Origin of the sequence: Paenibacillus sp. 8b26 (assembly GCF_050626875.1) — a bacterium.
Lineage (GTDB): Bacteria > Bacillota > Bacilli > Paenibacillales > Paenibacillaceae > Paenibacillus.
In genome coordinates this window covers 5,190,569-5,212,920 of sequence record NZ_CP192445.1, presented here as the reverse complement: position 1 = coordinate 5,212,920, position 22,352 = coordinate 5,190,569, and the positions used below count along the sequence as shown (strand labels likewise).

Sequence of the window (22,352 nt, the reverse complement as noted above, 5' to 3'; positions counted from 1 at the left end):
CTCAAACCGCAAAACAAAAAAGAACCCCTGACTAAATAGCATTCGTCAGAGGTTCTTCCTCGTGTACTTTTTAATTCATCATGTCTTAATTCATAACATCCATCAGCGTTTCTTTCGGTGGATGATAGTTCTCCAGCATACGGAAGGCAATACCTTTTTGCTCCATCATGGCACGAACCTTGTCGGCATCCTTTGGGTAAGGACGGTGGTATACAATCTCCACAATACCGCTGTTCGCCAGCATGTTGGCACACGTCCAGCATGGCTGGTCGGTCACATATACCGAGGAGCCTTCACGATCAATCCGGTCCGTGAACAGTAGCAAGTTCTGCTCCGCATGAATCGTGCGGATGCAGCGCTGCTTTTTAACCATTTCCTCCCGCCCCTCGCGATGCACGACCTCGTATTCCTCCGAAATCATACAACCTGCCTCAGAGCAATCAGGTACCCCGGATGGTGCACCATTATAGGCTGTACCCAAAAGCTTTTTGCCTTGTACAAGTACGGCTCCAACATGACGCCGCGAGCAGCGCGAACGGGTGGATACCATATAAGCGATATCCATAAAATAGGTGTCCCAGTCCTTGCGTACATCTGCACTCATATCCATCTCTCCCGTAAACACAAGTTACAACGTAAATATATCCGCTAAAGCCATCCTGACAGCCTTGTCACATGTCCACTTATAAGCTGACGTAAGGCTTCATTTTCGCCAACATTTTAGCACCGATTCCCTTCACATGATCCAAATCGTTCACACGCTTGAACGGCCCGTGCTGATTACGATAGTTCAGAATCGCTTCGGCTTTTTTAGCTCCAACCCCCGGCAGTTCCATTAACTCGGCAGCAGTCGCCGTGTTGATGTTCACCTTTTTTTCACCGGAAGCGGATGAAGCAACGGGATCGCTCACTGCATTCGTCCTGTTCGTCGTGGTATTCGAGTTGTCAACGCCAGTAGCGGAAGTAACGGAACCAGAATCCGTCGCCTCAGTCTGCTTTACAGTACTGGAGCTTTCGCTCCCGTCGACTGATGCACTAGCAGAACCCTGTACAGCACCACGCTTCACATTGCCAGCTCCTTCGCCATCCGAACTGCGTTCAGTTTTGCCTGAGGTTTCCGTTACAACACGCTTTCCTTGAGTCAGTCCGCTATTGCTCTGTGACTCATTTTGGTCCGGCTCTACTAAAGCCTGCTCTACCTTACGATTAAGCAACTGCCATTCTTCTTCTGGCTCCGGACGCTGCCCACCAGCAAACAGAATAAGCCCACTGCCGATTAGAGAAAGCACTATTGCCGTTCCAGTCCATACGCGGTTCATTTCCATTTCGTCCCCTTCTACACATAGATTTAGGGAAAGTGAGCCACTCAATACAGCATCACAATTGAACAGAGCAAGCCTGTCCTATCCCGTTAACCGGAGGATGTAAACAACCTCCATACGGTTCGCTGTGAGCCATTTTCCAAAGAGAGGTACGTCCTTGGGCACGATCTAATATGCTCAGACATAAAATTCGTCATGTCGGCCAAGACCGGGTGCATACACTAAGAAGAATGACAGCGTCTATACCGCAAAGTATGAAAGGAGGACGTTGAACGATGAAAGTTGGATTTATCGGGACTGGCAGCATGGGAAGTCTGCTGATTGAATCTTTTATTCATTCCAACGCACTAAAGCCACAGCAAATATCAGCAAGCAATCGAACGTATTCCAAGGTAGCCGAGCTGGCCCGTCGTTATCCAGGATTACATGCAGCCCAAAGCAACCGTGAGACGGCAGCGGATAGCGATATCCTGTTTATCTGCGTGAAGCCGCTGGAATCTAAAGCCGTGACGGATGAAATACGCAACGTCATTACAGAAGAGCAAATCGTCGTTTCTATTACAAGTCCGGTACAGATACGCATCTTGGAGCATTCACTGAAAGCCAAAGTCTCCAAAATTATTCCCAGCATTACCCACCAGGTAGGCAGCGGAGCCTCACTATGCATCCATGGCAGCCGGATTACAGAGGAGGATCGCTCCCTTCTGGAAGAGCTTATGTCCCACATTAGCAGGCCGATTCGGGTTAAAGAATCCCATACGCGTATTACGTCGGATTTTTCCAGCTGCGGCCCTGCTTTCCTGGCCTTTTTTATGGACCAGTGGATTCATGCTGCGGTTCAGGCTACGGGTATAGACCGTACGGAGCTATGCGCCCTGGCCGGTGAAATGATTATCGGCACAGGAAAGCTACTTACGGAGGGCGGAATGACACCAGCCGAGTTGCAGGCGAGGGTAGCAGTTCCCGGAGGTATTACCGCTGAAGCCCTTGCGCTGCTGGACATCAGCCTGCACAGCGTCTTCCCCGAGCTGATACGGGCTACGCACAACAAGTATGAGGAGGACATGCAAAAGATAGACGCCTCCTTCGGCTTAAAGCCGATTAACCCGCAACAATATTGACCAGTTTGCCTGGAACAGCAATCACCTTGCGGACCGTTTTACCAGCCAGCGCCTGCTGAACGTTGTCCAGCGACAGCGCGAATGCCTCCATCGCTTTGGCGTCAAGGTCTTTGGCAATCGTCGCACGCTGCACGATTTTACCGTTCACCTGCACCACAATTTCCACTTCGGCATCCACCGTCCATGCTTCATCATAAGCAGGCCAAGCCGCGTAGGTAATGCTTTCGCTGTGTCCCAGCAACTGCCACAGTTCCTCAGCCATATGCGGTGCAAGCGGCGACAGCATTTGCACGAAGTTTTCCATTGCTGCACGCGGCAAACGGTCTGCTTTGTATGCATCATTGGTAAAAATCATCAGTTGGCTGATCGCCGTATTGAAACGCAGCGCGTCCAGATCCTCGGTTACTTTTTTCAGCGTTTTATGCCAAGTCCGATTGAACTCATCACTGCCGCCTTCATTTGTAATTTTATCGTTCAGGCTGCCATCCTCGGAAACGAACAGGCGCCATACGCGGGACAGAAAACGATGCGCTCCCTCAACCCCGTTTTCGCTCCATGGCTTGGTCGCTTCCAGCGGCCCCATAAACATCTCATAAATGCGCAGCGTATCGGCGCCAAACGTATTCACAATATCGTCAGGGTTGATGACATTACCGCGTGATTTACTCATTTTTTCATTATTGTTGCCCAGAATCATACCCTGATTGACCAGCTTGTAGAAAGGCTCTTTCGTTTCCACAACACCGATATCATACAGTACCTTGTGCCAGAAACGGGCATACAGCAAGTGAAGAACTGCATGTTCCGCACCGCCGATGTACAGATCCACAGGCAGCCATTCGCGCTGCTTCTCCTTGGATACAGGCTCTTTATCATTGTGCGGATCAATATAGCGCAGGTAATACCAGCAGCTTCCTGCCCATTGCGGCATGGTGTTCGTCTCACGGCGTGCTTTCAAGCCCGTCTCGGGATCAATAGTTTCTACCCAGTCCGTCGCATTCGCCAACGGAGACTCCCCTGTGCCTGAAGGCTTGATGTTATCCATTTCCGGCAACACGAGTGGCAGTTGATCCTCAGGAACTGTTTTGATCGTTCCATCTTCCAGATGAATCACTGGAATCGGCTCGCCCCAATAGCGTTGACGGCTGAAAAGCCAATCGCGCAAACGGTACGTTACTTTGCCTTGTCCTTTACCCTCGGCTTCCAGCCATTCAATCATCTTCGGAATTGCTTCCTCATTCGTAAGTCCATTCAGCGGACCTGAATTGACGTGCGGACCATCCTCGGTGTATGGCTCTTTAGCCACGTCCCCACCTTGGACAACCTCAATGATATTCAGCCCGAATTGCTTCGCAAATTCCCAGTCACGTGTGTCGTGACCTGGTACAGCCATGATCGCGCCTGTTCCGTAGCCAGCCAGCACATAGTCGGCGATCCAGATCGGCAGCTTTTCACCGTTCACTGGATTCACTGCATAAGCGCCTGTGAAGACACCCGTTTTATCCTTTGCCAAATCCGTGCGCTCCAGATCGCTTTTACGGGCAGCTTGTTCACGGTATTGATTTACGGCATCCTTTTGCTCAGGTGTAGTGATAACATCCACCAATTCCTGCTCAGGAGCCAGCACACAGTAGCTTGCGCCGAACAGGGTATCCGGGCGAGTTGTAAATACCGTCAGTTGCTTGTCATGGCCCTCAATCGGAAAATGAACCTCTGCTCCGGTAGACTTGCCGATCCAGTTCCGCTGCATATCCTTAATGCTTTCGGACCAATCCAGCTCCTCCAAATCGTCCAGTAGACGATCAGCATATTCCGTTATTTTCAGCATCCATTGACGCATGGGTTTGCGGATAACCGGATGACCGCCACGCTCACTCTTGCCGTCAATTACTTCTTCATTCGCTAACACCGTTCCCAATGCAGGACACCAGTTCACAGGCACTTCAGCTACATAAGCAAGACCGCGCTTATACAGCTGGATGAAAATCCACTGTGTCCATTTGTAATAATCGGGGTCTGTTGTGCTAATTTCACGATCCCAGTCGTATGAAAAGCCAAGCGATTTGATTTGACGGCGGAAGTTATTTACATTTTTCACCGTAATTTCACGTGGATGCTCTCCTGTATCCAGCGCATGCTGCTCGGCAGGCAGACCGAAGGCGTCCCAACCCATCGGATGCAGTACGTTGTAGCCGCGCATTCTTTTATACCGTGAAACAATATCCGTTGCCGTATATCCTTCCGGGTGGCCTACATGCAGACCAGCTCCAGACGGGTACGGGAACATATCCAAAGCATAAAACTTCGGTTTGTCCGGCTCTTCCCCGGTACGGAACGTTTTGTTCTCATCCCAATATTTCTGCCATTTTGGTTCAATACTTTGCGGTTGATAGCCGTGCTTCGGCTGTGTGTCTGTCATTGTCATTTCCTCCTCAAACGGTATGCAACAAAAAAACCTCTGCATCCCGTAGCGTGTCAGCGCTAGGGACGAGAGGTTATATTCCCGTGGTACCACCCTAGTTAGCAGAAAGCGTTCTTCGCCTTCTACTCCCTTTGCACCTGATAACGGAGGTGATCCGATGCGGGTTAATAACAGGGTACAAGCACCTGTATAGGGCATTCCTGCGTTGGGCGCATATCTCCGAGGCGAGTTCACTTTGCGCTGTCAACCGGCTTGCACCATCCGCCGGCTCTCTACATGTCCAGACAAAACTACTATTCCTCATCAGCGATTGTTTAACCGTTAATAATGGCACTATTATATTGAAAACCGCGAAAAAAGTCAAATAGGGACTACATTTGGTGCTAAACACCAACTTCATTCGTTTGCTCCATGACACACGGAGGCAAATGTTTTATAATAACTCTGGGTCAGATTGAGATGAGTTGAGATGAGAAAGGTGAGCTGAGATATGGCACAAATTAAAATTTACGGAATAAAAGAAGCCCTGAATCCGATCAAGGAGCAACTTTCAGATGTGGTTCATTCCGCTGTGGTGGATGCCTTCCAATATCCCCCCGACAAAAGGTTTCATCGTTTTTTCCCTATGAATCAGGAAGACTTCATATTTGCCCACGATCGCTCGGAGGCTTACACTATTATTGAAATTAGTGTGTTTGAAGGCAGAACAACAGAGGCTAAAAAGCACCTTATCCAGCTGCTATTCCAAAGAATTAACGATTTAGGCATTGCTCCGCAGGATCTTGAAATCACTATATTTGAGACACCGAAACAGAATTGGGGCATTCGCGGTGTACCGGGTGATGAACTTCAACTGAACTATAAAGTAAACATATAATTTCGAAGCTCTTATGCAAAAAGACGCCCTTCATGTCATCATGAAAAGCGTCTTTCTTTTTCCATATTCGCTTTATGAAGCTACACTATTTTACAGCAACATAAAATAATCTGGCCGCGTCATCTACTGCTTCTACCCATTCAAAGTCCGCATATACTTTCACATCGCGAAAACCGGCTTTGGACAATTCCGTTTTCATCCAGTCCGGGTCATAGGCACGTTGCACATGAATTTCCTCGAACCGCTGGTATACATCGCGCCCTTCATTTTCTGCTCTCGCAAAAATGCTGAGATGATGCTCAATTTCACAGCGTGGAGCATCCAACGCACAAGTCCAAATATATGAAATGGAGCGCTCATCCAGTACAAAGGGCTGCTCTTCATCATAACGCACAAACGTCTGGGGATGATGTACATCGAACAGAAAGGTTCCGCCAGGCTTAAGGCCGGCATACGTCCTGCGAAAAGTAGCAATAATGTCCTCTTCCTCCAGCAAATAATTCAGACAATCGCAAAAAGAAATGACAGAATCCACGGGCTCAGGTAAATTCCATTCCCGCATATCCTGCTCTATCCAGCGAATGCTCCCCTCACGGAACAAACGCTGTCCCTGCGTAGTCGTTTCCATTTTGCGACGGGCTACCGCCAGCATATCTGAAGACAAATCGATGCCAGCCACCTCGAAGCCCGAGTTGACCAGTGGAATCGTAATGGAGCCCGTCCCACAGCCCAGCTCTGCAACTGTATGCGGCATACCATGCTGATCCCAGGCCTGCCGAGCAAAACGCAGCCAGTCCGGGTACGGCATGTCCTGCATCAGCTCATCATACACATAGGCAAACTTCCGGTAAGAAGCCATTTTTTATTCCCCATTCCCGTCCTTCGGTTCAGGCATTTTCTCCACCAGGTAGGTCCAGTTTTCCTTTTGTGTAACCAGCCCTTCCTTCATCAGCTTGCCCATCGCACGCTTGAAGGCAGATTTACTGATACCGAACCGTTGCTTAATAATATCCGGCGGCGTTGCATCGGAATAAGGCATACCGCCACCCGGGCGCTCTTTCAGAAAGGCAATTAGCCGATCCGCATCCTCATCACGGCCCACTTCCTTGCGCGGCGACATCGCCAGATTCACCCGACCGTCTTCACGAACCAGCGTAATCCGTACCTTAACCTCTTCGCCCAAGCGAAGCATCCGGTTACGTTCCGAGGAATGAATCATGCCAATCGCGCCAAAACCAAGCACACCTCCGTCCACCAGGACAAACGTACCCATCTGAAGCGGCTTGTACACCGTCGCCTGCACCCATGCATTTAGCCATGAATCAGGTGCATGGAAGGACAACGGAGCCAGCTCCTGCTCACCCGCCAGCTTCGCCCGCAGTCTGCCCTGCTTATCATGCTCCATGATAGCATACACGTAGTCGCCCACCTGAGGATGCAAATCTCGGTTCTCAGGCAACTCACGAATCGGCAGCAGCAATTGACGCCCCAATCCCATTTCCAGAAAACAACCCAGACGCGGATGTACATCCGCCACCTGTAGCTTTGCCAGTTCGCCCAACGACAGGAACGGTTTTTTCATAGTAGCGGCCAAACGGTCCTCTGTATCGTGAAAAATAAATACTTCCAGCCGTTCTCCAACCTCGATCTCACGTGTCAATTCTGTATAATGCAGCAGTACATCCTGATCGCCGACTGTGAGAAAGTAGCCGAAGGGGGATACCTCACGATCTACCATAATCGTGACATAAGTACCAGCAATCAGATTCATACCTTCTCCACGACCTTAGCATCCGACCAAAGTCTTTCAATGTTATAATATTCGCGCTCGTCACGATGGAAGACATGCACTACGACATCACCCAAGTCCATCAGAACCCAGCGACCGGAATCCATTCCTTCGATCCCTTTGATTGTCGTACCTTCATCATGAGCGCGTTTGCGAATTTCCGTCACAATCGCCTGTACCTGGGTATCCGAATTACCGTGGCAAATTACAAAATAATCCGCGACAAGGGATACCCCCCGCAAGTCAAGGGCTACAATATTCATGGCCTTCTTATCTTCAGCGGCCTCAACCGTAATTTGCATTAATTTCTCATTAGTTATGGTCATTCATGAACCTCCGATTTTCTCTGTTTAAGTTGTTGAATCAGATCATTTCGCGACAGTACCGTCAGCGGAAAAATAACCTTTTTCTTCTCCAGCAGCAGTGAAATCGTGGAATCAAATCCAGCGACAAGACCCTGCTCCAAACTTTTTTTCGCCTGCTTGCGGATATGCTCGACCCCGGGGAAATCCCGTCCCGGCTCGATGTAATCAGCTAGACACACGACTTTGTCCAGCAAACTCATACCCACACGCCCTGAGGTGTGCCAGCGAATGGCATTCCGTATTTCAAGGTCTTCCACCCCGTAGTCTCTAGAGGCAACGCAATATCCTACCTCAGAATGCCACAGTTGCTTGTCATGCTGTAAAAGCTCCTGGTCACATTCGGGATGATTGCGAATTACTTCCTCCATCTGCTGAACGGGCCAATATTTCGCTACATCATGCAAAATAGCCGCCAATTCGGCCTTATCCGGGTCCGCGCCATACCGCTTGGCAAGCTCCACCGAGATATGCATGACCCCCAGAGTGTGCTTCCAGCGTTTTTCAGGCATTTGACCGGATACGGCCTCCATCAATTGCTCACGGCTGTACTTCATACAAACCGCCCCTTGTAATGTAGTCATGCACACGATCAGGCACAAGATAACGAATGGTGCGCCCTTCCGCAACACGTTCCCGAATATCCGTCGAAGAAATATCCACCACCGGCATATCCGCCAGTAGCACCTTGTTCTGCAAATAATGCGGCAGTTCATTCAGCGCAAGTTGGAAACCGGGACGCCGGACACCGATAAAACAAATTCGCTGTGCCAGCTCCTCAATCCCCTGCCAATGAGGTAAGTAATTCACCATATCCGCGCCGATGATAAAATAAAAATCCACAGCAGGATGCAGCTCCTGAAGCTCTTTGATCGTGTCAATAGTATAAGATACCCCACCGCGAAGCACTTCAATATCCAACACTTCAAAAGCAGGATGGCCCGCCACCGCTTCACTCGTCATCTCCAGCCGCTCCGTGCCGCTCGCCCCCGCCTGATGCTTGTGCGGAGGGATATGGGAAGGCATGAACCATACATGGTCCAGCGCATAGGCATCCCTTGCCGCTTCTCCAGCCATTAGATGTCCAATATGAATCGGGTCAAATGTACCGCCCATAATACCGATTTTCATAGTCTTCTCCCCGCGTGCTTATCCTCTAGGCAACTCAATTTGCTTGTTATCACGGGATTCCTTGTATAAAATAATCGTGCTCCCGATGAGCTGTACAAGCTCGGAATCTGTTTCCGTAGCCAGTTCTTCCGCAATTTCATGCTTGTCATCCAGACAGTTGTTCAAAATCTGCACCTTCATCAGCTCGCGCTTTTCAATCGCATCGTTAATATGACGCATAAGATGCTCGTTCGTACCGTTTTTCCCTACTTGAAAAACGGGGTCCAGATGATGCGCCATCGAACGCAAATACCTTTTTTGTTTACCTGTTAACATGTATAATTAACTCCTTCATAACCACATATGCCATGCGGCAATTCCATAATTTTAATGTAAAATCCGACTTACGACAGGCTTCTCAGCACCGCCGCTCTCATTTCGTCTACAGCAGGAGCTACGCCCATAAAATACTCAAAAGCCACCGCTCCCTGATACACGAACATGCCCAAGCCTCCATGCACCGTGCAGCCGCGCTGTTCACGGCTTTCGCGTAAAAATCTCGTTTCCAGCGGGTTGTAGATCAAATCACTCACAATGATTCCTTGCGGAATCAGACTCGTTTCAAGTGGAAGCTCATCGGATAAAGGAGACATTCCTACCGAGGTCGTATTAATCAGCACATCCACCGATGCAAGCACGCGCTCCGCTTCATCGTTAGAATAGCCCGTCACAGGGATCGCTTCCGTCGTCCACTCCAATGCCAGTTGCTCTGCCTTATCGCGTGTCCGATTCAGAATAATGACCGATTCGGGCTGTTCCTCCAGTAAAGCATGAATCACACCTCTGGCAGCACCTCCAGCTCCGATGACCGCAATTTTTGTGCCTTTCAACTTAACCGAAGTCTCTTCTTTGAGCGAGCGTACGTAGCCGATCCCGTCCGTATTGTAACCCTTGAGCCGTCCGTTGTCGTTCACAATCGTGTTAACAGCACCGATGAGTCTGGCCCCTTCATCAATCTCATCCAAATATTTCATAACCTCAACTTTATGGGGAATCGTCACATTGACTCCGCGGAAATGCAAAGCCCGAATCCCCCTCATGGCGTCCTCTAGCTGTTCCGGCTTAACATGAAGAGGAACAAAATCCCCCTCTATCCCCGCAGCCTTTAAAGCTACTTTATGCATGAGAGGCGATTTGGAGTGCTTGATCGGATCACCCAATACGCCCAATAATACAAGATCTTGTTCAGTCACTCCAGACTCCCCGCTGCTCATCGTCGTTCTCCCCCATATTGCAAAATATTAGGCTGCACAAATACATGAACGGCGGCAGGAACCTGAATATGTTCCTTGCCGCCCTATCACATGGTTTAACATCCGTTAAATCAACGAAGGCCGTAGAAGAACACGAATTCCCCGAGGAGCATGAACCGCTACCAAAGCCCCGTTCTCACTATTGACCCTGATCCATCCCAGACCGGAGATATAAATATCCGATTGAGATTTACGGGGAATGCGGAACTCATGTCTTGTCCATTCCGGCATATCTGCCAACTGATCACGTGTCGGCGGTGACAGCAGTTCTCCGGCATGATCTTCGAACAGTTGATCCGCCCGCTCCAGCTTGGTGCGATGAATTTTAAGGCCGCCATTGATGTAGCATGTGAATGATTGGTGTTGCCCCTCTACAAAATCAAAACGTGCCATCCCACCGAAAAACAGCGTTTGTCCGGGATCTAGCTGATAAGCAGCTGGTTTCAGCGGCTTGTCTGGCATAATAGCGCCCAAATCCTGCCGGGACACGATTTCACTGAAACGCCAAGGATACACAATCCCCGGTGTATCAATAATATGCTTGCCGTCGTCTAGCGGAATATTCACCATATCCAGCGTCGTTCCCGGATAACGGGATGTTGTTAACTCCTGCTCCATATCGCTATGATCACGGATCAAACGGTTAATGAGCGTGGATTTACCAACATTTGTTGCACCGACCACATACACATCCCGATTGCGGCGCAGTTCGGATACTACATCCAGCAGACGGTCAAAGCCCTGATTTTTTTTGGCCGAGCACAGAACGATATCCGCCGTGCGAAGTCCTTGCTCCTTAGCCTGTTTTTGTACCCAGTTCAGGACCTTGTTCCAGTTCGTTACCTTAGGCAACAAATCCGTCTTGTTCACAGCCAGTACAACCGGATTAGAGCCTACAAAACGTTGTAAGCCGGAAATCAGACTACCTTCAAAGTCAAAAATATCCACAATGTGGATGACGAGCGCGTCCTTATCCCCAATCTGGCTAAGCAGTTTCAGGAACTCATCCTGATCCACGGCTACCGAAGACGTTTCATTATAGTTTTTAATCCGGAAACAGCGCTGGCAAATGACAGGCTCTCGTGTAAGCAGTTTTTCCAGAATATATCCCGGCAACTCCGGGCTGTTGGTCTGCATCGTGATACCGCAGCCACTACATTTGACGGCAGTTCCGCCGTCAGGTCTTTCAGTCATTCTTCTTTTCCTCCTCAAGCCATAAGCCTTTCTTACGTAACCTTGTGAGCGCGATTCGCTCCAGCCGCCGATTAAAGCGGGTCATGATTCCTTCATCATGGATGGATATCGGCAACACGAGCACTGTGTGCAATCCCAGTCGGTTGCCACCCAATACATCTGTCAACATTTGGTCCCCGACCATAATAGTCTCTTCCGGAGTAAGCCCCATCATACGGATGGCTCTGCGAAAAGACGAGTTGGAAGGCTTCCGTGCAGCATGTATAAATTCAATGTCCAAAGGCGTAGCGAACACGGATACACGTCCCATATTATTGTTGGACACGATGACAAGCTTAAAACCCGCCTGTTTGACCTTCTCAAACCAGGCCACCAGCTCGGGAGTCGCATTCGGCGCTTTTGCACCAACCAGCGTATTATCCAAATCCGTAATAATGCCGCGATATCCTTGAGCATACAAGCCTTCAAGATCAATATCAAAGACGGTATTCACCCGTAATTTGGGCATCAGCATTTCAAACAACGTCGGTCACCTCAGTTTCATACGACAAACTATACCATATTAATATGGGTTAGTAAAAAGCTATCCGCAACAAACGGACAGCTTTTTACTAAGCATATGATGAAGATTATAAATCGGCAGCATTCGAGCCGAATAAAAATGGTTTAGCCCTTTCGTTCAGTTTGCCGTCTGGACTAACCTTTCTTATGCAACAGGGCCGCTTGTCGGCGGACCTTGCGCCAATCCTCGGCAGTTACCGAGGAAGGACTGTAGCGTGCTTGTTCAAACAGCTCCAGCAGCAGATTCAGAATTGAAGCACGTTCCGGTGATTCAACCGACCATCTGCCGACCGATTCCCTCAGCGTCTCGTGGCTAGTGCGGGCAAACCCCTTACTCCGCATATACCTTAGCCAGCGCTCAGTTTCGACGATCACCTTTTCATCAGGGGTCAACGGCTTTCCTTTACGCAGACGCAGCAAATAAAAATGAATATCTGCCCGATTACGCCATACGATATAAGCGCCCCACAGTACGATAACAGCCACTGCCGCCGCTATGATTACCGGATGAATCTTCGTGCCTTCCTCTGAATTGACCTGCGCTGTCTGCGCAGACTGTTCCGGCTCAGGCTGATCTTTCACTTCTGGAGTATCAGGCGTTTTCGAATCCTCCTGCTCCGTAAGCAACGGCATATCAAAGCCCGGTGTGGCTTCTACAGGAACCCAGCCGTATTCACCCAGATACACTTCGGCCCAGGAATGAGCATCCGCGTTGGTAACGGAATAGGAAGACATATTTTCGTTACCATCGCTGGTCGTTGCATCATCCGAAAATGTTTGCTGACCAGGTGCATATCCTTTGACCCACCGTGCCGGAACACCAACGGAGCGGGCCATCATAACCATCGAAGTGGAATAATAATCGCAATATCCTTCCCGAATCTCAAACAGAAAGGCATCCACAAAATCCTTGCTTCTTTTGCGGGAAAGATCCGGATTGTTTGTATATGCATAATTTCGCTGTAAATATTGCTGTAGCAGTCCGACCTTTTCATAAGGTGTCTTCGCCGATGACGTTACATTTTGAGCCAAGTCACGCACTCGCTTCGGCAGCTCACTCGGGATTTGCAAATAGGCTTCCTGCTTGTTCTTTCCATACAGCTCATTAAACGTTTTCTTGCGCAGCTCTTTCTCCGGGATCACAGGTACATGTGACACCAGAGTATACGTTTTCGGATAAGCAGTTCTTCTGGAGGATGAATTCCAAAGCAGTTCTGCCTGTTCCGGTTTCCAACGCAATCCGTCTGCCCGCGAGTCTCTGTCCACCGATTGAACACGATGTACCGAATACGCGCCGAACAAAACCGGATAGCTCTGATCATTTTGCATCGTAATGGTCTGAACGACCTGCTCGGTCGAATGCCGTGTTTCTTGTGTATTTTCCAGCTCTGCTGTCATCGCTACATCGTTCAGCGTCTGGTCGTCGTTGCCTGCATCACTCCAGCCTGTGCCGGAATACGTTCGTTTCGTCTCGCCCCGCCAGTAGCTTCGCTGATTGGTTGTGATCGTCATTACCGGAGAATAGTCAAAATTAAATCCCCCGCCCAAACGATTGTCCTGCCGGCTATAGCCTGATGCCGTACTCATCCGCTGATTCATAGCCCCGGTTCCATTGTTAATACCAACAGTGGATGAGCTATTTCGCTGGGTCCATGCCGTATAAGGGTCAGTTAAGGTCGGCTGTATCTCTGGCATATTCACGCCAGCCATAATAATCAAAGCAAAAATCACCGCAATATTGGCTGCAATTTTGTACGGGTAACGGAGAATGTGCTTCCAGCCTTGAGGGTAATGCTGCCGAAAATACTGCAAATGCTGAGTCACCAGCCACCCCATACCCGCAAAGACCATCCATGCGACTTCTTGCCACAGCACGGTTGGCGTGAACGAATCAAGTACTGCCAGCGCGGCAATATTAATGCCTACAAACACCAGAATGCGCTGCTTCGTCGTAACGATGAGCGGTAACATCTCAATGACTAGCCAAGCAATCAGTGAAAACCAGATATACGGAGACATATTCGATATAAATTGATCCAGGCGGTTTGTAAAACCCCCGAAAGGAATAATGATCGAGTAAGACACGAGCGTCCGGTACAAAATAAAAAATAACGTCGCAGCCTTGAGGATAAATTCAATCCAAGGTCGAAGCGGCAGCAAAATTTTCACCAAAGCCAGCATCGTAACCGTCGCCAATACCAGCGTTCTTGTCTCTTTCAGCCATAGGTCTGAAGCAAAGGATACCCACTGCATGGCAATAATAATAATCCATAAAAATGTAAAGGCAGCAGCCCAAGAGCCCTTCAGCGATTGCAGCCAGTTTTTCATAGCGTCCCTCCCCCCATTACTGTCGGGAGCTCTTCAAGACCCGGAACATGATAACCCTGAATGCCTCTTGTACGAAGCATGCTCATCCATTCTTCAGCCTGTCCCTCGCTTGAGCCTTCTCCGATATAGATGTGGCAAGGGGTCATGCCCCGGGTATCGGCCCAGCGAAGAAGCTCCAACGCCTGATGATCCTTCAACGGACTGATCAGCACAAAATGGCAGCCTTGTGGAAATTGCCGCACACTGCTTTCTACAGCAGCCATAAGACTGCCTTGGGAAGTAGTGTGTATGTCCACCAAATGATGCATCATCCGTTGCCGTTCTATCATCTGCTCACTGGGCTGAAAAACAGTACCTGTTTTCCCGGCCGTACAAAGACCTACTCCCATCCGCTCCCGCCCGCCATATTCCAGCAATGAAGCAATGGAGGATACGGCCAGCTCAAACTGATCGGCATTTACATAATGTTTTTTGTGTGTATCCAGTACAAGCATCGTTTTGGGAACCGTCTCATGCTCAAATTCCTTAGATTTCCAACTGCCTGTACGTGCGGTCGCATTCCAATGGATACGTGAAAAACGGTCCCCATATACATAGTCCCGCACTCCGTTAATTTGCGTCGTTTCGCGCCGTGTTCGAGTCTGGACAGTTTGTGGTCCAGACATCCGCGAGCGACGATCATTCAACTGCCAATACGGAATGAATACTGTACGGGGCAGTACCCGAAATTCGCCGGGTGCGTTTAACTTGCCTTTATGCTCCAACAGACCGAAGATATCCTCACTCACGCATTCGGTTTCGGCAAAATAATAGCTTCCCCGCTCCAACGCAGGCGTCTGGAAGGCAAGCTGTCCGCCTCCTTTCATGCTGGGGATAACACTGTCCTCAAACGACCAGGATTCACCTGTATGACGCTTGAGCACCTCGCGAACAATGATATACGGCAACGGCAGAAAGCCGGGAAGGCTCAAGCTCAGCTTTACATGTACCTGATCTCCCGCATGCAGTAGCTCCCCAAACTCTGAGCCTTGCGAAAGCTGCCTTGAACCCTGAACACGGCGTACCCCGCTCAGCCCAACGATCCATAAATATATGCCCAGTAGCGTAACCATGGACAATAGCATGACTGACGTCTTGCCACCCTGAAACAACAGATATAGCAGACATACCACCCATATGACCATCAGAAGCCAGATTCGGCCCGACAGCCGGGGAAGCCTGCGCTTCCTTTTGACCATCTTCATTCCCTACGGACGCTCCATTCGTACGGGTACGTTCACCTGCCGAAGGACAGCCTGAAGTACAGACTGGGCATTGGAGCTGTCGAGACGCGCCTCGGGACGTAACAGCAAACGATGCGCCAGCACATAGGGTGCCAATATTTTCACATCATCAGGGAGAACGTAATCCCGATTTTCCAGAAAAGCGTATGCCTTGGCCGCCATCACAAAAGCAAGCGCCGCCCGCGGACTGGCTCCCAGCAGTACCGATGGATGCTCTCTTGTCGCACGGACAATATCAAGTAAATAGGACGTAACTGCTTCGTCCATATACATTTCTCTGATTTCCTGCTGGATCGAGGCAATCTGTTCCATATGGGCTACCGCCTCCAGACGGTCTGCCGGCTGACCCTCCTGATGACGAAGCAGCATGTTCCGCTCAGTCTCCATATCAGGATAGCCGAGACTGATTTTGAGCATAAAACGATCAAGCTGCGCTTCCGGCAGCATATAAGTCCCTTCAAAATCAATCGGATTTTGCGTAGCACACAGCATAAAAGGATGAGGCAGCATATGTGTTTCTCCATCCACGGTTACACTGCGCTCCTCCATCACTTCCAGCAAAGCCGATTGGGTTTTCGTCGTGGCCCGGTTAATTTCGTCTGCCAGTAAAATATGGGTCATCACGGGACCCGGACGGAAATAAAACCGCTCATCCCGTGGATGAAATATGGAAACCCCTGTAATATCACTGGGGAGAATATCAGGATTACATTGAACACGGCGGTAATCACCGCGCATGGATTTAGCAAGAGCCTTGATCATTTGCGTTTTTCCCGTACCCGGAACGTCTTCGATCAGAATGTGCCCACCCGCCAGCATAGCTGTTAGCAGTAATTTTATTTCAAAGGATTTACCTAATATGCATGATTCCAGATTAGATCGGATTGCAGATACAATCTGCACAGATTCTTGATGCACGGGCATAGCCTAATAAACCTCCTAGATAGCAACATGTTTCCTATTATTGTACATGAAGGAGGACATAGAGTACACTTGAGTCCTTGTCCAGATGTTCGAGCCAGTACCACAGTTTGGCAACATTTTGTAGGCAGGCACATAAAAAGCCCTCCGAGCATACAGATCCGAAGGGCTGATTTTTATGCTTGTTCCATTGTATGTTTTAATCTATAATGCGTTGCTTTTATGTGGTTATCCTTTAGGACGCACGACCAAGGCCGCCAAAAAGGAGAAAATAATCGCCGAGGAAATACCTGCACTTGTCACACTAAAGATCCCTGTAATGACACCAAGCCATCCATCCTTTTCCAGCTCGGTCAATGCGCCGTGTACCAGTGAATTACCAAAACTTGTAATTGGAATCGTCGCACCCGCGCCTGCAAATTTGATTAGCGGATCATATATGCCCACAGCATCCGCAATCGCACCTGCCACCACCAACGTGCTCATTGTATGTGCCGGGGTCATTTTAATAACATCCATCATCAATTGACCCACGACGCAAATAGCACCGCCGACTAAAAAAGCCCATAGATATATCATATTCTTAGCCTCCCGCTTCCAAAGCTACTGCATGCGCAATACAAGGAATACTTTCCCCTTGTTGTGTTGACAATGGAGACAGCAAGGCCCCGGTCGCCACGACCAGCACTTTCTGGAGTTCTCCCTTTTCAATCCGCTTTAGCAGATGTCCGTAAGTTACGACAGCCGAGCATCCGGCACCACTGCCGCCTGCAATAACTTGCTTTTGTTTGTTCAGATCATAAATAAGTAAACCGCAATCGTTGAATTCCGTCTGATTCATATCAATATTTTGTTTTTTTAGCAGCTCCTTGGTAATCGGTAAGCCCACAGATGCCAAATCTCCCGTTACAATGAGATCATAATAACCAGGGTCCCGGCCTGTATCTCGAAAATGTGACAACAGGGTATCTGCCGCCGCCGGAGCCATCGCTCCGCCCATGTTAAACGGGTCTTTAATGCCCATATCCGTAACACGTCCAATGGTAGCGCAATCCACCACCGTTCCTGTCTTGGCATGTCCCACCACTACGGTGCCAGAGCCTGTGACGGTATACTGGGCCGTTGGCGGCTTCTGGGCTCCGTATTCCGTAGGATAACGGAACTGCTTTTCCACAGTACAGTTATGGCTGGTCGTACCGGCCATAACATAGTCGCCTGCCTCTGAATCCACAATAAGCGCGGCTAAGGCCAAACTTTCCATCGACGTAGAGCAAGCTCCGAAAACACCCAAATAAGGAATCGCGAGCTTACGTGCCGAAAAGGAGCTACTGATAATCTGGTTCATCAGATCACCACTGATAAAAAACTGCACTTCCTCTTTGTTCAAATTGGCATTCATTAAAGCCAGCTCAGTGGAGTGCTCAAACAATCTGCGTTCCGCTTTTTCCCACGTTTTTTCGTTAATTTCGAGATTGTCATAAACGTAGTCAAAATCCGTGGACAACGGTCCCTCTCCTTCATCCGGGCCAACAACGGTTGCACTTCCCACGATGCGCGGTCTGGATTCGAACTTCCAGGTTTGTCCTCCCTGTCTTCTCATAAATGGTTGCCTCCCACTCCAAGAATGGCGTAGATGACACCCACAACGAATGCGGCAACAACCCCGAATACGATAACCGACCCTGCCAGCTTGAACATATTCGCGCCTACTCCGAGCACCAGCCCCTCAGACCGATGCTCCAGTGCAGCCGAACACATCGAGTTAGCAAAGCCTGTAATCGGTACAGCGGTTCCCGCACCCGCCCATTGGGCAAACTTGTCGTAAACCCCGAAGCAGGTCAATATAACCGCCAACAGGATCATCATGGATGAGGTCGGCGGTGCCGCCTCCTTGGCCGAAATGTGCATCCCTGCCATGAAGGCTTCCTGAATCGCCTGACCAATCACACAGATGCCGCCTCCAACCAGAAAAGCCCGCACACAGTTGGCAAAAACTTTTCTGGATGGCTCGTGCTTTTTGGAAATACTTTGATAGTCCTTCTCATTTATGGACAGCGGCGGCGTATTGGTACGAAAACCGCTTTGCCCGGATTTAGCTGGCATCATTCACCACCCCTTGTTCGTAATTTTCCGCACTTGGCGGTTCGGATTCATTGTGTCCTTATCATTATTAGCTTTATGGGGAATTGTTATGTCAGGAAAATGATATCGTGGACATTCCGTACAAATCCATTCATACTGGATGGATGACGACCACTGGTTAATTAATAAGGAGTGAGGTATAACATCATGGAATTAAAAACATTAGAACTGTTTAAAACTTTAACGGAGTTTCCTTCCATTCCCGGGCATGAGCGAGAGCTGCGGGCATGGGTTAAAGAGCGGATATCCGGTTATACAGACGAAATCGTACAGGATCGTTTGGGCAGCCTTTTCGGCGTGCTGCGCGGTGAAGAGAACGGACCGCGTGTCATGGTGGCAGGGCATCTGGATGAAGTCGGATTTATCGTCAATGGCATTTCGGAAAATGGAATGATTCGTTTTCAGCCGGTTGGAGGCTGGTGGAGTCAGGCCATCATGTCACAGCGTCTTCAGGTGCTGACTCCGAATGGACCAGTTATCGGTGTCGTTGGCTCTGTCTCCCCCCATTTACTGGATGAATCGCAACGCAGCAAGCCTATGGACATCAAGCATATGTATCTGGATATCGGCGTGGACAGCCGTCAGGAAGCACAGGATTTTGGCATCGTGCCGGGAACAGCCATTGCGCCGATTTGTGATTTTACTCCACTGGCGAATCCGAAAAAAATTATGGCTAAAGCGTGGGATAACCGCTATGGTGTAGGCTTGGCTATTGAGCTGCTTGAAGCGTTACATAAGGAAAAGGACAAACTGCCTAATACGCTGTATGCGGGGGCTACTGTTCAGGAGGAAGTGGGACTGCGCGGCGCACGCACGGCTGCTAACCTGATTCAGCCGGACGTTTTCTTTGCACTGGATTGCAGTGCGGCCAACGATATGGGTGGTGATCCGAATGCATACGGGCATTTGGGTAAAGGCGCGCTGCTACGGGTATTTGATCCGGGTATGATTACCCATCGCGGAATAGTGGAATACGTGCAGGATATGGCTGAGACGCACAAGATCAAGTATCAATACTTCATCTCCACAGGTGGAACCGATGCAGGTCAGGTCCATTTAAGCGGAATTGGAGTGCCATCCACCGTTATTGGCATTTGCGGACGATACATCCACACTTCCTCGTCCATTATTCACACCGACGATTATGATGCAGCCAAAGAGCTGATCGTCAAGCTGGTGCAAAACCTGGATCGCACGACACTGAATACGATTATTGAACGAGCTTAAGCTTTTTCCAGAGAACTAGAATCTATTAAAAACAGTCAAAGCACGGATAACGTGCTTTGACTGTTTTTTAGTTGAATAGAGTTACCGATTGGAGCATTTCATATCAAATGCTTATAACGAAGCAAGGCGATAATAACAAGTACAGCTGTCAAGGCAATGCAGATGTTCTCCACCTGCGCCCCTTTGCGCGTTCCGGTACTCATCAGCTTAAATCGCAGCTTCCATTTGAACGGTGGCAAAGGTTTAATTCCGTTATTCGTCAAGGAATCTGCCAATAAATGCAGCAGATACGCCAAGCCGCCAGCCAGCCATATGCTGTCACCATGCAGACGGGTTGTACCGTACAGCAACGCAGTCCATGCGACTGTTCCATACACCGTATGCGTCAATCCCCGGTGCGGGACAAGCGTACAGATAATCAGCAGACACCCGGCTATGTAATTCCACGGCGCATAGGCTTCTCCATACCAGGCCAAGCCAATTCCAATTAAAAAGATAATGGCCTTTCGCATCGACCGTGAAGGCATAAAGGAAGCGCTGATCATCAGCAAAGCCAGAACAAGATTCCACGGCGGCGGAGCCAGACGGGTAAAAAATACCCAGCCCGCAGCCCCAATCATCAGGAGCTGTACGAGTCTGAGCATTTTGGTAGGCAACGCACGACTCACGAGCATGGAGTTAGGCTCATCAATATCCGGCAGCAGTGAACCGACTACAGCGGCAGCCACGGCAGCCGGAGTCACTTCGTATCCGTTCAAGGCTAATACCGACAGGGAGACCCCGGTTCCAATAATCAAATGGGCTCTTCCCATCATGGTGCATAACATCCTTTCGTTGCAGCATACAACAGAGTTTGACATCACTCTATTTGAATCAGCATGATTCGATTGTATACGACAAACAAAAGGAGAACAATAGTTCGCTTATTCTATTTAAAGGATATCGTTCAAAAGTCCCGGTCAAAAATTCGCCTTACAGTATTTTTTGGAACAACGCGATAACTTCCTCTTTGGTCGGCTGAAACGGATTACCAGGCGCACACGCATCTTTCATCGCATTGTCGGCTAACAGATTAAGATCCGGGTCCGTTACCCCCAGCTCAGACAAGCGTTTCGGGATCCCTACCTCCTGTGCCAGTCCGCGGATGGCATCCACGACAAATTCAGCGCACTCCTCGTCGGTTCGCCCTCTGACCGAGAATCCGATCGCTTGAGCGATAGGTCTGAATTTACGGGGAACATGCTGTGCATTGGCCTCCTGCACATAGGGCAACAGCATCGCATTACACACCCCATGTGGAAGATCATACACACCTCCAAGCTGATGAGCCATCGCATGCACATATCCCAACCCCGCATTGTTGAAAGCTAGCCCTCCCAGAAAAACAGCATACACAAGCTTTTCCCGAGCCTCAATATTTTGACCGTTCTCCACAGCATCAGGCAAATAACGGAATATCAACTCGACAGCAGCCAAGGCAGTGGCATCGGTGACCGGATAAGCTCCCGGGGTAACCAGCGCCTCAATCGCATGAGTAAGCGCATCCATACCTGTCGCAGCAGTTAATTCGGCTGGCTTACCCACCATTAATTCGGGGTCATTTACAGAGATGGAAGCCAGACTGTTTTTATCAACCATGACCATTTTGACCTTACGCTTCTCATCAGTAATGACATAGTTAATGGTGACCTCGCTGGAGGTACCCGCCGTTGTATTCACTGCCACAATAGGAACGGACGGTCGTTTGGATTTGTGAACGCCTTCATATTCTGAAATATGTCCTCCATTGGTGACAATGATGCCAATGGCTTTGGCCGCATCCTGAGGCGACCCACCACCTACCGAGACGAGAACATCACATCCGTTATCCTGAAACACCTTGACTCCTTCGTGAACATTGTCACAGGTAGGGTTAGGCTGTACTCCATCATACACGATATATGGAATTCCATGTTGCTCCAAAACAGCAATAACCCGGTCGGTAATCCCATTTCGACGCAGCCATTTATCCGTCACGATAAGCGCTTTCATAAATCCTTTCTCTTGCAACATCGGTCCCAGATCTCTAAGACATCCAATCCCCATCAAATTCACTGGCGGTACATAAAAGATGTTCCTCCCCATACGTAAACCCCTCCTCTGTGTTAATCGTTCTCCAGTCATCTCTGCTCTCTGTTATCATGCATCTTCCTAATACTACCACCAGATCAAGCAGATATCTGCGAAAAAAAGCACAGTTCAGCAATTCCCATAAAAACATGCAATAAGGCCTAGAAGCATGTTGACAAACTTTTGCAATATTTTCTTTTTGCCTCAAAAGCCTATTGTACTATTTGAAATATTATGTAATATAGTGTTTATATTTACTATATGAATCTAT

23 protein-coding genes and 1 other annotated feature are annotated in these 22,352 nt (G+C 49.2%); of the genes, 3 read left to right on the top strand and 20 right to left on the bottom strand.

Features of this window, described 5'->3' with window-relative positions; all coding sequences use genetic code 11:
• Positions 1-85: 85 nt before the first annotated feature.
• The gene (locus tag ACQ4MX_RS24260) at positions 86-604 is read right to left on the bottom strand and encodes a deoxycytidylate deaminase (RefSeq protein WP_431087764.1); all 519 of its coding nucleotides are present in this window, start codon (positions 602-604) and stop codon (positions 86-88) included.
• A 79-nt stretch (positions 605-683) separates the two neighbouring features.
• The gene (locus tag ACQ4MX_RS24255; RefSeq protein WP_431087763.1) at positions 684-1,319 is read right to left on the bottom strand and encodes a ComEA family DNA-binding protein; all 636 of its coding nucleotides are present in this window, start codon (positions 1,317-1,319) and stop codon (positions 684-686) included.
• Between the two features lie 278 nt (positions 1,320-1,597).
• On the opposite strand from ACQ4MX_RS24255, the gene comER reads away from it, so the two are divergent.
• Positions 1,598-2,443: a late competence protein ComER gene (comER, locus tag ACQ4MX_RS24250; protein WP_149093924.1), complete on the top strand. Its 846-nt coding sequence runs from the start codon at positions 1,598-1,600 to the stop codon at positions 2,441-2,443.
• On the opposite strand, the gene leuS is transcribed toward comER, so the two are convergent.
• Positions 2,424-4,862 carry a leucine--tRNA ligase gene (gene leuS / locus ACQ4MX_RS24245; RefSeq protein ID WP_431087762.1) on the bottom strand — a complete coding sequence of 813 codons (2,439 nt, stop codon included), beginning with the start codon at positions 4,860-4,862 and terminating at the stop codon, positions 2,424-2,426. The genes comER and leuS overlap by 20 nt on opposite strands.
• 61 nt (positions 4,863-4,923) lie before the next feature.
• Positions 4,924-5,181, bottom strand: a binding site (T-box leader).
• A 174-nt stretch (positions 5,182-5,355) separates the two neighbouring features.
• On the opposite strand from leuS, the gene ACQ4MX_RS24240 reads away from it, so the two are divergent.
• Complete coding sequence (locus ACQ4MX_RS24240; protein WP_431087761.1) at positions 5,356-5,742, top strand: tautomerase family protein; 387 nt, start codon at positions 5,356-5,358, stop codon at positions 5,740-5,742.
• Positions 5,743-5,827: 85 nt separating this feature from the next.
• Here the strand turns inward: ACQ4MX_RS24240 and ACQ4MX_RS24235 are convergent, their stop codons facing one another.
• The 15 genes from ACQ4MX_RS24235 to spoVAC all read right to left on the bottom strand — a co-directional run bounded on the left by ACQ4MX_RS24235 (position 5,828) and on the right by spoVAC (position 18,706).
• Positions 5,828-6,601, bottom strand: a complete 774-nt coding sequence (locus ACQ4MX_RS24235; RefSeq protein WP_431087760.1) for a class I SAM-dependent DNA methyltransferase — start codon at positions 6,599-6,601, stop codon at positions 5,828-5,830.
• 3 nt (positions 6,602-6,604) lie between these two features.
• Positions 6,605-7,513, bottom strand: a complete 909-nt coding sequence (locus ACQ4MX_RS24230) for a CvfB family protein (protein ID WP_431087759.1) — start codon at positions 7,511-7,513, stop codon at positions 6,605-6,607.
• Positions 7,510-7,857 (bottom strand): ribosome silencing factor, encoded by a 348-nt coding sequence (gene rsfS, locus ACQ4MX_RS24225; RefSeq protein WP_025682016.1) that lies wholly within the window; start codon positions 7,855-7,857, stop codon positions 7,510-7,512. The genes ACQ4MX_RS24230 and rsfS overlap by 4 nt, the downstream gene beginning before the upstream one ends.
• Complete coding sequence (gene yqeK, locus ACQ4MX_RS24220) at positions 7,854-8,450, bottom strand: bis(5'-nucleosyl)-tetraphosphatase (symmetrical) YqeK (protein WP_431087758.1); 597 nt, start codon at positions 8,448-8,450, stop codon at positions 7,854-7,856. The genes rsfS and yqeK overlap by 4 nt, the downstream gene beginning before the upstream one ends.
• Complete coding sequence (gene nadD / locus ACQ4MX_RS24215) at positions 8,434-9,024, bottom strand: nicotinate-nucleotide adenylyltransferase (protein ID WP_431087756.1); 591 nt, start codon at positions 9,022-9,024, stop codon at positions 8,434-8,436. The genes yqeK and nadD overlap by 17 nt, the downstream gene beginning before the upstream one ends.
• Before the next feature lie 18 nt (positions 9,025-9,042).
• Positions 9,043-9,339 (bottom strand): ribosome assembly RNA-binding protein YhbY, encoded by a 297-nt coding sequence (gene yhbY / locus ACQ4MX_RS24210; protein WP_431087755.1) that lies wholly within the window; start codon positions 9,337-9,339, stop codon positions 9,043-9,045.
• A gap of 68 nt (positions 9,340-9,407) precedes the next feature.
• Positions 9,408-10,277, bottom strand: coding sequence for a shikimate dehydrogenase (gene aroE, locus ACQ4MX_RS24205; protein ID WP_431087753.1), 870 nt, complete (start codon positions 10,275-10,277; stop codon positions 9,408-9,410).
• A 105-nt stretch (positions 10,278-10,382) separates the two neighbouring features.
• A complete protein-coding gene (gene yqeH, locus ACQ4MX_RS24200) occupies positions 10,383-11,510 on the bottom strand; it encodes a ribosome biogenesis GTPase YqeH (RefSeq protein ID WP_431087752.1) in 1,128 nt (375 codons plus the stop codon).
• A complete protein-coding gene (locus ACQ4MX_RS24195; RefSeq protein WP_044645131.1) occupies positions 11,503-12,033 on the bottom strand; it encodes a YqeG family HAD IIIA-type phosphatase in 531 nt (176 codons plus the stop codon). Before ACQ4MX_RS24195 ends, yqeH begins: the two co-directional genes overlap by 8 nt.
• A gap of 173 nt (positions 12,034-12,206) precedes the next feature.
• Positions 12,207-14,399: a transglutaminase TgpA family protein gene (locus ACQ4MX_RS24190; RefSeq protein WP_431087751.1), complete on the bottom strand. Its 2,193-nt coding sequence runs from the start codon at positions 14,397-14,399 to the stop codon at positions 12,207-12,209.
• A complete protein-coding gene (locus tag ACQ4MX_RS24185) occupies positions 14,396-15,643 on the bottom strand; it encodes a DUF58 domain-containing protein (RefSeq protein ID WP_431087749.1) in 1,248 nt (415 codons plus the stop codon). Before ACQ4MX_RS24185 ends, ACQ4MX_RS24190 begins: the two co-directional genes overlap by 4 nt.
• Positions 15,644-15,646: 3 nt before the next feature.
• A complete protein-coding gene (locus ACQ4MX_RS24180) occupies positions 15,647-16,606 on the bottom strand; it encodes an AAA family ATPase (protein WP_431087747.1) in 960 nt (319 codons plus the stop codon).
• Between the two features lie 225 nt (positions 16,607-16,831).
• On the bottom strand, positions 16,832-17,182 hold the full coding sequence (spoVAE, locus tag ACQ4MX_RS24175) for a stage V sporulation protein AE (RefSeq protein WP_014282555.1): 351 nt from the start codon (positions 17,180-17,182) through the stop codon (positions 16,832-16,834).
• Between the two features lie 4 nt (positions 17,183-17,186).
• Positions 17,187-18,203, bottom strand: coding sequence for a stage V sporulation protein AD (gene spoVAD / locus ACQ4MX_RS24170; RefSeq protein ID WP_431087745.1), 1,017 nt, complete (start codon positions 18,201-18,203; stop codon positions 17,187-17,189).
• Positions 18,200-18,706, bottom strand: a complete 507-nt coding sequence (spoVAC, locus tag ACQ4MX_RS24165) for a stage V sporulation protein AC (RefSeq protein WP_044645136.1) — start codon at positions 18,704-18,706, stop codon at positions 18,200-18,202. Before spoVAC ends, spoVAD begins: the two co-directional genes overlap by 4 nt.
• A 186-nt stretch (positions 18,707-18,892) precedes the next feature.
• On the opposite strand from spoVAC, the gene ACQ4MX_RS24160 reads away from it, so the two are divergent.
• Positions 18,893-19,972, top strand: coding sequence for a M42 family metallopeptidase (locus ACQ4MX_RS24160; RefSeq protein ID WP_431087744.1), 1,080 nt, complete (start codon positions 18,893-18,895; stop codon positions 19,970-19,972).
• Positions 19,973-20,070: 98 nt separating this feature from the next.
• On the opposite strand, the gene ACQ4MX_RS24155 is transcribed toward ACQ4MX_RS24160, so the two are convergent.
• A complete protein-coding gene (locus ACQ4MX_RS24155; RefSeq protein ID WP_134913400.1) occupies positions 20,071-20,787 on the bottom strand; it encodes a metal-dependent hydrolase in 717 nt (238 codons plus the stop codon).
• Between the two features lie 157 nt (positions 20,788-20,944).
• The gene (locus tag ACQ4MX_RS24150; RefSeq protein WP_431087742.1) at positions 20,945-22,096 is read right to left on the bottom strand and encodes an iron-containing alcohol dehydrogenase; all 1,152 of its coding nucleotides are present in this window, start codon (positions 22,094-22,096) and stop codon (positions 20,945-20,947) included.
• Positions 22,097-22,352: the final 256 nt, after the last annotated feature.